The sequence below is a fragment of the Anaerococcus marasmi genome (genome assembly GCF_900290195.1).
GTDB lineage: Bacteria > Bacillota > Clostridia > Tissierellales > Peptoniphilaceae > Anaerococcus > Anaerococcus marasmi.
In genome coordinates, this window is record NZ_OLMF01000004.1 from 1,493,156 (window position 1) to 1,507,317 (window position 14,162).

Consider the following 14,162-nt stretch of genomic DNA (forward strand, 5'->3'; position numbering starts at 1 on the left):
TTAAGCTAGACACTTTTAAATGAAATAAAAAGCCATTTATGATACACTTAAATTACACAAAAAACATTAAGGAGTATCAAAATGGCTTACAATCATCTTACCATAAAAGAGTTAATTTGGATAGAGCAATATTATAAATCTGGAGAAAAAGTTGCAAATATAGCAAAATATTTGTCAAGAGCAAGACAAACCATATACAATGTAATAAATTGGCTAAAAAAAGGCTCAACCATACAAGAATACTACGACAGCTACAAGAAAAATAAATCAAAATGTGGAGCAAAGATTAAACAATTAAGTGATGAAGAATATGACTATGTTCTTGATAAAGTAAATAAAGGATGGACCCCAGATGTCATAATTGGAAGAGGAGAAATTAAGCTTTCAATGAGCTCTAGAACACTATACAGGCGTTTTAAAGACGGTAGTTTAGATAAAAAACTATTACCAATGAAAGGTAAACGAAAAAAGAATGGAAGTGTTGAAAAAAGAGGAAAGCAAGCCTTTAAAAGAAGTATTCATAGTAGGAATAAATCATATCCTAATTTCAAAAATGAATTTGGGCATTTTGAAGGGGACACCATAGTAGGAAAGAATCATAAAAGTTGTGTAATAACTTTAGTAGAACGAGTATCAAAAGCAATAATAACTTTAAAACCAGAAAATAGGACAGCAAAAGCAATAGAAAATAGGCTAAATAGTTGGTTAGATCAAATTCCTAAACACCTTGTAAAATCAATAACATTTGACTGCGGAAAAGAATTTTCAAACTGGAAAAGTGTATGCAATAAGCATGATATATCAATATTCTTCGCAGATCCAGGCTGCCCAAGTCAAAGGGGGTTAAATGAAAATTCGAATGGTTTATTAAGAAAAGATGGATTACCAAAACAAACTGACTTTAGGCTAAAAAGTGAGACGGATATTGTTTCTGTAGCTAGCTACAGAAACAATATCCCAAGAAAGTCTTTGAACTACAAAACACCGTTAGAAGAATTTATGAATTTAGTGTATTCTGTCTAGGTTAATTTGACAATTGAAATAATATAAAATAAATAAAGGAGATTTTATGGTACTATTTATAGCAAATGCCGTTGCTCTTTGGCTTATGAGTAACTTCATTTCACACATTTCATTCGACAAACCAGTTGCCCTTGTTCTTACTGCAATTGTTCTAACACTTTTACAAAAGGTAGTTCAGCCAATTTTGCAGTTCTTATCTTTTCCTATCACATTTTTGACCCTAGGTTTGTTCAATCTAGTCATCAATGCCTTTGTCTTATATCTTGCCTTCAAATTTGTAGATGGGGCGTATATAGACAGTCACTTAGGAAGTTTAGTTATAGCAAGCATTGTTCTTGCCATAATTGCATCAATTGTCGAGTCAATCTTATAAGGAGTAAACAATGGAAGATAGCAAAAAAAAGGAAGTTAACAAGCGTGGTATTTTCAATGAAGATGGGGATATTGACCTATCTAAGAGAAGAATAATCCAAGGAAACACCACCAACCTAAACGATTTTAATAATCTTAAATATACTTGGACTAGCGATTGGTACAGACAGGCTATGAACAACTTCTGGATACCAGAAGAGATTAACTTAAACCAAGATATCAAGGACTATAGGAAGCTTGACCAAAACGAGAAGAAGGCCTTCGACAGGATTCTTTCCTTCCTAACCTATCTTGATTCAATCCAAACGGCCAATCTACCAAACTTACAGACCTACATCACAGCAAATGAAATCAACCTTTGCTTGTCAATTCAAACCTACCAAGAATCAATCCACTCACAATCATATTCCTACATCCTAGATACAATTTGTTCTCCAGAAGAAAGAACAAGAATTCTCTACCTCTGGAAGGAAGATGAACATCTCCTTAAGAGAAATGAGTTTATAGGAGACCAATACAACGAATTCTTGGAAAATGACGACGAATTTAGATTTATGAAAGTCCTTATAGCAAACTACATCCTAGAAGGAATATATTTCTATTCAGGCTTCTCCTTCTTCTACAATTTAGGAAGAAACGGCAAGATGCCAGGAACAGTCCAAGAGATAAGATACATCAACAGAGACGAAAATACCCATCTCTGGCTCTTTAGATCTCTTATCAACGACCTTAAGAAGGAAAGAGAAGACCTCTTTGTCCCTGAATTACAAAACTACTACAGGGATATGCTGAAAGAAGGCGTAGAGCAAGAAATTGCCTGGGGCAAATACTCTATAGGTAATAGTATAGCTGGACTTAACGAGAAGATGATAGAAGATTATATCAAATATCTGGGCAATCTAAGAGCCAAAGGCCTAGGGCTTGAGCCACTTTATGAAGGATATAAGGAAATACCAGAATCTATGAAATGGGTAGACGAATACTCAGATCCAAACGGAGTAAAGACAGACTTCTTCGAAGCAAAAGTAACAGCCTACTCCAAATCATCAATTATCGAAGATGACCTATAAAATAAACCGACCTGAGCTTTGGCTAGGTCGGTTTTAGCTTGCCTTAATTTAGATAAGATTCGTATTCTTCGCTAGATTTTCTAATTCTTTCTGGATCTTTGAAGAAATCTTTGCTTAATTTTACAAGTACTGGGCTTAGGGCTATAAGGGCTATGAGATTTGGTATTGCCATGAGACCATTTAGGATATTTGCCACAGTCCAGGCAAGGCCTAGGTCCATATTTGCTCCAAGGAAGACAAAGATTACATAGACTATCCTATAAGGGATGAGGGCTTTCTTGCCAAAGAGAAATACTATACTTACCTCTCCGTAGTAGGCCCAACCAAGGATAGTAGATAGGGCAAAAAGGCTTAGACCTATTGTTACAATCATAGGACCGAAGCTTGATCCGCTAGCAAAGGCCTTGGATACTAAGGCACTTGCATCGACATTTGCCCTTGTGTTAGCCCCGGTAGTAAGTATTACCAAGGCTGTCATGGTACAAATTATGATAGTATCGACAAAGACTTCTGTTATTCCCAAAAGTCCTTGGCGGATAGGGTGGTCGGTTTTGGCAGAAGCGTGGGCTATAGGAGATGATCCAAGACCCGCTTCGTTGGTAAAGACTCCACGAGCGATGCCGGCACTTACTACAGACTTAATAGAAAGACCTGCAAATCCTCCTCCAAGAGATCTTGGGCTAAAGGCTCCTAGAAAGATGGATTTAAAGGCGGGAAGTATATTAGAATGATTTAGGACCAAGATGCTAATACACCCTCCTATATAAAGAATAGACATGAGGGGAACTAGTTTTTCTGTGACCTTGGATATGGAATTAATACCACCGACAATTACAATTGCCGCAATTATGCTTAGGATTATGCAAGTCGCTAGGGGATTGATATTTAAGTTTTCCTTAAGAACTCCTGCTATGGCGTTGGACTGGGTAGAGTTTCCTATACCGAAAACAGCAAGGCCAGAAAAGATCGCAAAGGCCTTGGCGAGTTTCTCATTTCCCATACCATTTTTAATATAATACATGGGTCCGCCCACAAAGCCCTTACCCTTCTTTTCTCTATACAAAACCGCAAGGCTTACCTCGGAAAACTTAGTTGCCATACCGAAAATTGCCGCAAGCCACATCCAAAATATAGCACCAGGTCCACCCAAGAGAATGGCGAGGGAAACTCCTACTATATTTCCTGTGCCAACTGTTCCTGCAAGGGCTGTTGCTAGAGCCTGAAATGGTGATATGTCGCCACTTTTGTGGTCGTGGTCTTTTTCGAAAATATTTCCCAAGGTATGCCTTAGGGCAAAGGATAGTTTCCTAAATTGAATGCCGCCTGTCTTAATACTTATGTAAATACCAGTTCCTAAGATGCCCACTATCAAAGGCAGACCCCAGAGAAACTTATCAAAAGCTTTTAATAATTCTATCATAAATCCTCCAAAATTTTATTTTATTATTTTATCCCTAAATTTAAAAAAATACAATAGAATGTAAAAATTTACATAGAAAAATCCCTAGAAACTTTTACATCTCTAGGGATTGGTTTCTTATTTTATTAGATTTAGGTAAAATTCTGATAATCTTTCTGCAGTTTCTCTTATATCAAATCCTGCTTTTTTTATCATCTCGCTTGTATCTTCTCTTTGATAAGGGAGAGCCTTGTGAATTGCCTTTATCCATGGGTCTGTGCCCTGATCAATTGGGATAAATTCCACTAAATCTGTTATCTTGGAGTTTTTGTCTATGGTGTCTGCTAATAGACTCTTTAGCCCTGCGGCCTGGGCCTCTATGGTAGATACTGCAAGTCCTTCGTAAAGAGACGGAAGGATAAAGATATCTATAGCTTGGAGGAGTTCGTTTACATAGCCGATAGAACCTAGAAAGATTACCTTATCTTCTATTCCTAAGTCTCTTACCTTTTTTTCTATCTCTTCTTTAAGATCTCCGACTCCTGCAAGAACTAGGAGATAATCGTCATCTTCCTTTAATAAGTCAGCAAATATATCAATTAGGAAGGAGTGGTTTTTTTGCTTGTTAAATCTTGCTATATGGCCTAAAACTTTTTTATCTGAGAATTCGAGTTTTTCTCTGATTTTAGCTCTTATGTCTGGATTGTAGGTGAAGTTTTCTACTTCGATGCCATTATCTATAACTGTAAAGTCTTTATCTCTACCGAACATCCAATATCCTGCATCGGATGAGCAGGCGAAGCGGTAGTCGGCCTTGGAATTAACGTTTTTGTTTAGGACATCCATAACTTTTCCCTTAAAGCCCGGTATGTTTTGGGTGTTGTGGCTATGGGCTATGGCAATTCTACCATTTTTCTTTGCCTCATCCATTACAAGAGATACGATAGATTCTTTGTGGCAGTGGACGATTTTGTATTCTGGGTGATCTTTTAGTAGTTTATCCCAGGCCTTCTTGTAGGTGAAGTGGTTGGTACCCTTGTAGTTTGGAACTCTGTAGACCTTCCCTCCGAGCTTTCTTACTTCTTCCTCGTAGGCCCCTTCTTCTTCGTGGTGGACTACGAAGTCAAATTGGATCTTACTTCTGTCTATATTTCTATAGATATTCATTACCAAAGTCTCGGCCCCTCCACGATTTAGGGTGCCAAAGACATGGAGTATTCTTTCTGTCATGATTTTCCTTTCAATTTTTCTTCTCTATACTTGATATAATGGACTTTGTCATAATACTAGTCTGGTCATTGTCATTTAGAGGTCCTAGGATAAAAAACGTTACAAATTCATCCTTAGTCTCTATTACGACCTTATCTCCCTTGAGGGAATAAGACGCTAGATAAAGCCTTGAGCCGTTTCTTATGTAGGAGAGCTTGTTTATATCCCCCTTCTCGCTTACTCCATTTGTTACGATATTTATTGGATAGATTATATCGCCTGAGTTAAGAGAGGATATTTCTTCGATACTTCTACCATCTTTCTCATCTACTTTGATTATAAGCTCTGATACTATTTCTCCATCTACCTTTGATATATAGGCCCTGATGCCGTTTTTATCTTGGTTTAGGAGGAAGTTTTCTGGAATTTTGAATTTTATCTTTCCCATTTCTACCTCTTTTGTGGCAAAGACATTTATCTTATCTGTATAGTCGGTAAAGTCTTTGGCAATCTCCATAGGATCGTCGCTTTCCTTATACATGGCGATCAAGATATCGCTCATTATGTCTTTGGATTTCAAGCTTAGGTTTTTATCTTCAGTTATTGTGAAATGGATTATGGATGAAGGAGTTTTTACAAAAAAATGAGTAAGTCTTTGCTCACCCTTTTCGCTTATAAAGTAGGCTGAGTCGACATTGGTCATCTTATTTCTTATAGAATGGCTAATGATACTCTCCCCGCTATCTATGGTCTTTTCAGATAATTGACAAGCTTTTAAGATATCTTTTTGGCCCGAAATCTTAGTATTTGTCACTTCTTCAAAGCTTAAGAATATATTATAGGATGAGCTATAAGGGAAATCTATAATGTATTTATCATCACTCTTACTCTTAAAGACCTTGCATCTTTCAGGGATTCTTATGTGCATGTTGGCAAAGATTATTTCCTTGTTATAGTCGAGATTTGTTAGTTCATTTTTCTCATAAGCCGAATTTGGATCGGTTTTAATATTTGCATAAAAGAAAGGTGCTGTAGATTTTAAGTAGAGGGCCTTATCTTCCTCAAATCCTGTCATTTTGTCGAAGGGATAGGCCAAGTTTATTTCATTTTCCGTAGTATTATTATCTTTAAAACCGCTATCGCAAGCGATTAAAAACATTGATATTGTAAGTATTAGTAGTTTCTTAATCATTCTTATCCTCAAAAACATGTTTAAAAATCTTATTTATCGGTTAATTATATCATATATAGGTATTTTATGATATAATTTTAATAAGGCAAATAGGGGGTGAAAGATGGCTGACGATATTTTATTGAAAGTCAAAGAGGCCGAAGATAAGGCTGATCAGACTATCGATAATGCAAAAATTAAAGCTCGTGAGATCATCGATCAAGCCAAAATTAAGGCAGATGATGAGTACAAACAAACAATCACGAGAGCGAAAGAAAAGGCAAAAATGATTCTTGAGGATGCAGAAAAAGCTGCAAATAAAGACAAAGGGCCTACTATCGAAGAAGCTAAGGCTGATTCGGAAAAGCTTAAGAATCAAAGTAAAGATACTATAGATGGTATTGTTAAATCTTTAAGTGAAAGGATTATAGAAAATGGCAATAGTTAAAATGAATAAGTTTAACTTGCTAGCTTTTAAATCCGAAAGGGATGACTTACTAAATATCCTTCAAGCTTTTAACTATGTTCACTTTAACGATTTGGAAGAAGATGAGCAAAGATCCTATCTTTCTGAAGTTAGAAACACAGATCAACTTCAAAAAATCGACTCTAGTATAAACAAGGCCGATTATGTAATTAATCTTTTAGAAAATTACATGAAAGATAGGGACATCAAACCAGATACAAGTTTTACTGAACTTAGCTTAGAAGATGTAAAGAAAAAGGGGGCGAATTTCGACTTCGACCTTATATATGGCAAGATAAAAGACCTGGTAGGCCAAAGAGAGACGGCCCTAGGCCAAAGAAATGAGCTTACAAACAAAATAGAAGCTCTTAAGCCATGGAAGGATATAGATGTAGACATCCAAGAACTCTATGATTCTAAGAGAGTCTTTGTAGAGACAGGGACAATTTCTGATCAATTCTATGATTCGCTTGAAAAAGCCATAGTAGAAAGAAATCTAGAAAAGTCTCTAGTATACAAAGTATCTGAACTTGATAAGACAAATTATATAGTTGCCCTATCAAGTATAGAAGAAAAGGAAGATCTAGTAGAACTTCTAAGAGAGTTCGGCTATAGCAGAGTTAAAATTAATTCAACAAGCAAGATAGGAGAAGAAATCTATGACCTATCTGACAAACTCGAAGATAAAGAAAAATTAATTAAAAATCTCGAGAATGAAATCCTAGATTTCAAAAAATACTTAAAGGACCTATATATTTACAAGGCCTATGTCCTAAATCTAAGAAGAAAGGAAGAATCAAGTGAATTTTTCCTAGAGACAGGGCTTATGAACGTTATTGAAGGCTATGTTCCGGTAGACGCTACTGAGAGATTCAAGAAAGATATTAAAAATGTTTTAGGTGATGCCTACATACTTGATATCGAAGAAGCCGATAAGGAAGATAGCTGTGTTCCAATAATACTTGAGAATAATAAATTGGTCGATCCTTATGAGGAGGTTGTAAAGACCTACTCACTTCCAAAATACAACGAAGTAGATCCAAGTGGACTTGTAGCAATATTTTATACAATATTTACAGGTTTCATGATAGGAGACTTAGGCTATGGGGCCCTTGCAACTATAGCAATATTACTTGCCCTTAAGCTAAAGAAGTTCCCACCATCTACCGAGAAGAACTTGAGATTATTCCTTAGAATTTCTCTTTCTGCATGTGTATTTGGAGTTATATTTGGATCAGTATTTGGTGGAATAATAGATGTACCATTTGGTTTAATAGATCCAGCGACAGACATCAACGAGCTTATAGTGATGAGCTTGGTAATAGGAGCTGTTTCACTATTCGTCGCTTTAGCTGTAAAAGCTTATATGTATATCAGAGACGGAAAGCCAATGGATGCCATGTATGATGTAGGATTTATGTATATGGCTGTAGGCGGAGCGGTAGCTTTAGCCTTGACTAAAAACCCTATAGCAAAATGGGTTATGATTATTGGTATTTTGGGAATATTCCTCTTTTCTGGTAGAGAAGCTAAATCTATCGGAGGAAGGATTGGATCAGGTTTCTATGAAGTCTATGGGCTTACAAGTTGGATAGGAGATTTCGTATCCTTCCTAAGACTTATGGCCCTAGTATTATCAGGAAGCTTCGTGGCTTATTCTGTAAACCTAATTGTAGACTTGGTCGCAGGTAATGGTTCAATCGGAGGAATCATAGCTGGAATTATAATATTTGTTGTATTCCAACTATTTAACATGTTCCTATCTTATCTATCAGCCTATGTACACGGTCTAAGACTTATATATGTAGAGATGTTTAATAAATTTTATGAAGGTGGCGGAGTTAAGTTCCGTGAGATGATTGAAGATACAAAATTTGTCAAAATATTAAGAGGAGGAGACAATGAGTAATTTTTTAGTTGAAAATGGTGGTTTAGTATTTGCAGTTCTAGCAGCAGCAATCGCTACATTCCTATCAGGAATGGGTTCTGCAAAAGGTACAGGTATGACAGGTGAAGCGACAGCAGCACTTACAGTAGAAGAGCCAGAAAAGTTTGGTAAGGCACTTATCTTACAACTTCTACCAGGTACTCAAGGTCTTTACGGATTCGTAATTGGTTTCTTTATCTTCCAACAAATTACAGGTGGAGATATCGATACAGCAAAAGGTCTTTACCTACTAATGGCAGCACTTCCTGTAGGAATAGTAGGATATCACTCAGCAATATCTCAAGGTAGAGTAGCTGTAGCAGGTGTAAACATCTTAGCTAAAAAAGAAGATGAGTTCATCAAGGGTGTAATCTATTCTGTAATGGTTGAGCTATATGCTATCCTTGGATTCGTTATATCACTACTACTTGTACTAAACGCTTAATATTAGGATAAGATTATGGATAATCTTGAATTAATATTACAAAGCATAAGAGAAAAAGCGGAAAAAGAAGAAAATCAAATACTAGAAAAAAGTCAAGAAGAAGCTAAGACTATCCTAGAAGATATGGAAACTAAGGCTAAGAAAGAAGCTGATAAAATCTTAGCTGATGCTAAAAAAGAAGCTGACCTAACTCTATCAAATGAAAAGGTCTCTGCCAAAAGAGAAGCAAGAGATATCATTATATCCGGCAAGAACTCAGCCATAGAAAGTGTTTTAGATAAGCTTTTAGTAAGCTTAAAATCTATGGACGAAGCGTCTTATAAGAATTACGTCCTAAATACTTTGAAAAACTCAAATATAGAAAAAGGCGAGATCCTCCTAGAAGATAGGTTTAAGGATTCTTTAAGCCTTGCTGATTTAGGAAATCTTAAGATCTCAGATGAGACAGTTGACGAAGGCTTCATCGTTAGAGATGGTAAGATAGAATATGACAATAGATTTTCTTCATTGATCAAATACAAAAGCGACGATATTAAAAAACAAATATCAGATATTCTATTTAAGTGAGGTGATTAGATGAATAAAGATGACTATATAAGCGCATCTATTTCAACGAGAATGTATGAAAAAAACCTCCTTACAAGGACTGACCTTGAAAGACTCAACGATTATGACTCTCTAAGAGATGTTTTAAATCAACTAAACGAAACAATCTACAGGGGACCTATCAACGATCTCGACAGGCCAGAAGAATATGAGAAAATTCTAAAAGATGAATTAAAAAGAGTCTACAAAGCAATTGAGGATATAGCTCCTGACAAGGAGATAATAGATTATATGAAGGAGAAATATATCTTCCACAATCTTAAAGTTTTAGTAAAGGAATTAATCCAAGAGAAGGACTACTCTTCTCTTTACCTAGAGATGGGAGATATTGACCTAGCATATATCAAGAAAAACCTCATCAAAGAAGATAGGAAGAGTGACTTTTTTGATAAAGTGGCAAGTCTTACTTCTGATGAAGATAGCCTAGGGAAAGACGCAAGAGATTTATACCTAGACTATGCCCAAAAGGCCCTATCTTACTACCAAGAGACTAAAAATCCTCAAGATATAGATATAAGCCTAGATAAGTCCTATTATGAGAAACTCTTACTAGATGCGAAAGCTCTAGATTTAGATACTCTGATAGACTTTACTAGAGAAACAATTGATTTGATAAATCTTAAGAGCCTTCTTAGAGTTAAAAGCCAAGGAGAAGATATGGAAACTCTTGAAAAGATTCTTATAGAAGGCGGCTTTGTTGAGCCTATTAAGTTTAAGGAATATTTTTCTTACGAGATTAACCAACTTATAGGAAGTCTTTCTAATGCCAAAATCGGGAATTACGTTAAGGACAGCCTAAATGATGATCTTAATCTCGATGATAATATCCTAGCTCTAGAAAAGGCCATAGATTCTCATATGACTGATTATACGAGAGATTCTAAGATGATAACTTTTGGTCCAGAAGTCCTAATGAATTATGTAATATCTAAGGAAACTGAGATCAAGAACTTGAGGATTCTTCTCGTATCCAAACTCAATAAGTTGGATAAAGAATTTACTTTAGAAAAGTTGAGGAAATCTTATGTATAAGGTAGCAGTAATAGGAGATAAGGACTCAATCCTTGCATTCAAGGCATTGGGTGTTGAAGTATATACAGCAATAGATGGGACTGATGCAAAAAAGACAATCAAAGATTTGGCTAAGAAAGAATTCGGTGTGATATTTATCACAGAAGATTTAGCCAAAGAGATTCCATCTACAATTGACAAATATAGAGAAGAAATGACTCCAGCCATTATCCTAATCCCATCAAACAAGGGATCAATGGGAATAGGCTTAGCTGATATCAACAAGTCTGTTGAGAAGGCTGTAGGAGCAAACATTCTAGATTAAAGGAGCTTAATTTGAATAAAGGTAAAATTACAAAGGTATCTGGACCATTGATAGAAGCTAGCGGCTTATCTGACGCTAATATCTACGATGTGGTTGAGGTATCAAAAGATAAGCTCATCGGCGAAATAATTGAGATGAGAGGTGATGTTGCCAGTATCCAAGTCTACGAGGAAACAACAGGGATAGGCCCTGGAGACGAGGTAGTCTCTACTGGACATCCTCTTTCAGTAGAACTTGGACCAGGAATGCTTGAGAAGATGTACGATGGGATCCAAAGACCTCTTGAGAAACTTCAAGATTTGGCAGGAGAATTCCTAGAAAGAGGTGTAACAAGCACAGCCCTTGATAGGGAAAAGACTTGGGAATTTAACCCAACAGCAAGTGTTTCCGACAAGGTTGAATCAGGCGATATCCTAGGCGAAGTTGAAGAGACTAGTGTTATCACCCACAAAATCATGGTTCCAATCGGCATATCAGGAACAATCAAAGACATTAAAGCTGGCGAGTTTACAGTCGATGAAACAATAGCGATAATAGAGACAGAAGATGGCGATAAAGAAGTAAGCATGCTTCAAAAATGGCCAGTAAGACAGGCTCGTCCTTCAAAAAGGAAAATCGATCCAGACGAACCACTAATTACAGGTCAAAGGGTTATAGATACCTTCTTCCCAGTTGCTAAGGGAGGTACAGCAGCAATTCCTGGACCATTCGGTTCTGGTAAGACTGTAGTCCAACACCAGATAGCAAAGTTTGCCGACGCTGACATAGTAATCTATGTAGGTTGTGGTGAGCGTGGAAACGAGATGACTGACGTACTTAACGAATTCCCTGAACTAATAGATCCAAAAACAGGCGAATCAATCATGAAACGTACAGTTCTTATAGCAAACACTTCAAACATGCCAGTAGCAGCCCGTGAGGCAAGTATCTACACAGGAGTTACTCTTGCAGAATACTTTAGAGATATGGGCTATAACGTAGCTATGATGGCAGATTCTACATCTAGATGGGCAGAAGCCCTCCGTGAGATGAGTGGTCGTCTTGAAGAGATGCCAGGAGATGAAGGATTCCCTGCTTATCTTGCAAGTAGGATCGCAGACTTTTACGAAAGAGCAGGAAAGGTTGAAGTTTTAGGATCAAGAAATGATATAGGTTCCCTATCAGTAATAGGAGCAGTAAGCCCTCCAGGAGGAGACTTATCAGAGCCTGTTACCCAAGCGACCCTTCGTATAGTTAAGGTCTTCTGGGGACTAGATTACGACCTATCCTACCAAAGACACTTCCCAGCTATAAACTGGCTATCATCTTATTCTTTATATCAAGACAAGATGGATAAATATATAGATAGTGAAGTGGACGAAGAATTCTCCAAAAACAGGAAGAGATCTATGAGTCTACTCCAACAAGAATCAGGACTTCAAGAAGTCGTAAGGCTAGTAGGACGTGACGCCCTATCTGATGACGATAAATTAAAACTTGACGTTACCAAGTCAATCAGAGAGGACTACCTCCAACAAAACGCCTTCCACGATGTAGATACTTATTGTTCACTAAGAAAGCAAGATAAGATGCTTGATACTATTCTTTACAATTACGATAAGTCACTAGAAGCCTTATCTAATGGCGTAGAGCTAGAAGAAATTGAGAAACTTCCAGTTCGTGAGAAGATAACAAGACTAAAACTAATCTCAGAAGATGACTTAGGAAATATCGAAGAGATTAGAAGTGAAATTGATAAGCAAATTGAAGAGCTTATAAGGGAGGCATAATGTTAAAAGAATATAAAACAGTTTCTGAAGTAGTTGGCCCTCTTATGCTCGTTCAAGGAGTAGAGGGTGTAAGCTTTGATGAGCTTGTAGATATAGAAATGCAAACAGGCGAACGCCGCCGTGGTCGTGTAATAGAGATTGCTGAAGACCGTGCTATGGTCCAACTTTTCGAAGGATCTACAGGTATCAACCTTAAATCAACTTCAGTAAGATTTCTAGGAAGACCTCTTGAGCTTGGCGTATCAGAAGACATGATAGGTCGTGCCTTCAATGGTTTAGGAGAGCCAATCGATGATGGCCCTGCTATAATTCCTGAAGAAAAACGTGACGTAAATGGTACAGCAATAAACCCTGTATCAAGAGACTATCCATCAGAGTTTATCCAAACAGGAATCTCAACCATCGATGGGCTAAATACCCTAGTTCGTGGACAAAAACTTCCAATATTTTCTGGAAACGGACTTCCACACAACCAAGTAGCTGCCCAAATCGCAAGACAAGCGAGAGTATTGTCAGACGATGAAGGCTTTGCGGTTGTATTTGCAGCTATAGGTATAACCTTCGAAGAAGCACAATTTTTCATGAATGACTTTAGAAAAACTGGAGCCCTAGACAGGTCCGTCCTATTTATGAACCTTGCAGATGACCCAGCTATAGAGCGTCTATCAACACCAAAGATGGCACTAACAGCGGCAGAATACCTTGCTTTTGAAAAGGGAATGCAAGTTCTTGTTATAATGACAGATATGACCAACTACGCAGAGGCCCTTCGCGAGGTATCAGCTGCTCGTAAGGAAGTACCAGGACGTCGTGGATATCCAGGTTATCTTTATACAGACCTTTCAACAATCTATGAAAGAGCTGGAAAGCTACGTGGAAAGCCAGGAACAATTACACAAATTCCAATTCTTTCCATGCCAGAAGATGATATCACCCACCCAATCCCAGACCTTACAGGATATATTACAGAAGGCCAAATCATCCTTAATAGAGAGCTTTATAACCAAGGAATTGAGCCACCTGTATCAATACTTCCATCCCTATCAAGACTTAAGGATAAGGGTATAGGAAAGGGCAAGACAAGGGAAGACCATGCGGATACAATGAACCAAATCTATGCAGCCTACGCATCAGGAGTTGATGCAAGAGAGCTTCAAAAGATTTTGGGTGATTCTGCCCTATCAGATGCGGACCTTGCCTTTGCTGAGTTTGCCAAAGAGTTTGAAGAAAGATACATCAACCAAGGTTACTACACTAACAGAACCATAGAAGATACCCTAAACCTAGGTTGGGAGCTTCTAAAAATTATACCAAAATCAGAGCTTAAGAGAATTGACGATAAGTTAATTGAAAAATATTTAGATTAGGA

The 14,162-nt window shown here is 37.2% G+C and carries 14 protein-coding genes; 11 read left to right on the forward strand and 3 right to left on the reverse strand.

The annotated features are described in order from the left end of the window. The first annotated feature begins 81 nt into the window (after positions 1 to 81). The 3 genes from C7D97_RS07670 to C7D97_RS07680 are packed head-to-tail and all read left to right on the forward strand — an operon-like array spanning position 82 to position 2,465. On the forward strand, positions 82 to 1,023 hold the full coding sequence (locus tag C7D97_RS07670; RefSeq protein WP_105300740.1) for an IS30 family transposase: 942 nt from the start codon (positions 82 to 84) through the stop codon (positions 1,021 to 1,023). 46 nt (positions 1,024 to 1,069) lie between these two features. Further along, entirely contained in the window at positions 1,070 to 1,396 is a 327-nt protein-coding gene (locus tag C7D97_RS07675; protein ID WP_105301475.1) for a phage holin family protein, read from the forward strand. Positions 1,397 to 1,406: 10 nt separating this feature from the next. After that, on the forward strand, positions 1,407 to 2,465 hold the full coding sequence (locus tag C7D97_RS07680; protein ID WP_105301476.1) for a ribonucleotide-diphosphate reductase subunit beta: 1,059 nt from the start codon (positions 1,407 to 1,409) through the stop codon (positions 2,463 to 2,465). A gap of 43 nt (positions 2,466 to 2,508) precedes the next feature. Here C7D97_RS07680 and C7D97_RS07685 read toward each other — a convergent pair whose 3' ends face one another. The 3 genes from C7D97_RS07685 to C7D97_RS07695 form a co-directional block, all read right to left on the reverse strand. Continuing rightward, the gene (locus C7D97_RS07685; protein ID WP_105301477.1) at positions 2,509 to 3,885 is read right to left on the reverse strand and encodes an alanine/glycine:cation symporter family protein; all 1,377 of its coding nucleotides are present in this window, start codon (positions 3,883 to 3,885) and stop codon (positions 2,509 to 2,511) included. A gap of 117 nt (positions 3,886 to 4,002) precedes the next feature. Further along, on the reverse strand, positions 4,003 to 5,094 hold the full coding sequence (locus C7D97_RS07690) for a glycosyltransferase family 1 protein (protein WP_105301478.1): 1,092 nt from the start codon (positions 5,092 to 5,094) through the stop codon (positions 4,003 to 4,005). A gap of 10 nt (positions 5,095 to 5,104) precedes the next feature. Next, positions 5,105 to 6,265, reverse strand: coding sequence for a hypothetical protein (locus C7D97_RS07695; RefSeq protein WP_105301479.1), 1,161 nt, complete (start codon positions 6,263 to 6,265; stop codon positions 5,105 to 5,107). Positions 6,266 to 6,368: 103 nt separating this feature from the next. On the opposite strand from C7D97_RS07695, the gene C7D97_RS07700 reads away from it, so the two are divergent. From C7D97_RS07700 to C7D97_RS07735, 8 genes are read left to right on the forward strand one after another with little or no spacing between them, the layout of a single operon-like run. After that, complete coding sequence (locus C7D97_RS07700; protein ID WP_105301480.1) at positions 6,369 to 6,692, forward strand: ATPase V; 324 nt, start codon at positions 6,369 to 6,371, stop codon at positions 6,690 to 6,692. Continuing rightward, a complete protein-coding gene (locus tag C7D97_RS07705) occupies positions 6,679 to 8,619 on the forward strand; it encodes a V-type ATP synthase subunit I (RefSeq protein WP_105301481.1) in 1,941 nt (646 codons plus the stop codon). The genes C7D97_RS07700 and C7D97_RS07705 overlap by 14 nt, the downstream gene beginning before the upstream one ends. Beyond that, complete coding sequence (locus C7D97_RS07710) at positions 8,612 to 9,082, forward strand: V-type ATP synthase subunit K (protein WP_105301482.1); 471 nt, start codon at positions 8,612 to 8,614, stop codon at positions 9,080 to 9,082. The genes C7D97_RS07705 and C7D97_RS07710 overlap by 8 nt, the downstream gene beginning before the upstream one ends. Positions 9,083 to 9,097: 15 nt before the next feature. Then, entirely contained in the window at positions 9,098 to 9,649 is a 552-nt protein-coding gene (locus C7D97_RS07715; protein ID WP_105301483.1) for a V-type ATP synthase subunit E, read from the forward strand. 9 nt (positions 9,650 to 9,658) lie between these two features. Beyond that, positions 9,659 to 10,720 (forward strand): V-type ATP synthase subunit C, encoded by a 1,062-nt coding sequence (locus C7D97_RS07720; protein ID WP_105301484.1) that lies wholly within the window; start codon positions 9,659 to 9,661, stop codon positions 10,718 to 10,720. Then, a complete protein-coding gene (locus C7D97_RS07725) occupies positions 10,713 to 11,024 on the forward strand; it encodes a V-type ATP synthase subunit F (protein ID WP_015778603.1) in 312 nt (103 codons plus the stop codon). The genes C7D97_RS07720 and C7D97_RS07725 overlap by 8 nt, the downstream gene beginning before the upstream one ends. Positions 11,025 to 11,035: 11 nt before the next feature. Beyond that, positions 11,036 to 12,793, forward strand: a complete 1,758-nt coding sequence (locus C7D97_RS07730; protein WP_105301485.1) for a V-type ATP synthase subunit A — start codon at positions 11,036 to 11,038, stop codon at positions 12,791 to 12,793. Next, positions 12,793 to 14,160 (forward strand): V-type ATP synthase subunit B, encoded by a 1,368-nt coding sequence (locus tag C7D97_RS07735; protein ID WP_105301486.1) that lies wholly within the window; start codon positions 12,793 to 12,795, stop codon positions 14,158 to 14,160. Before C7D97_RS07730 ends, C7D97_RS07735 begins: the two co-directional genes overlap by 1 nt. The last annotated feature ends 2 nt before the right edge of the window (positions 14,161 to 14,162 follow it).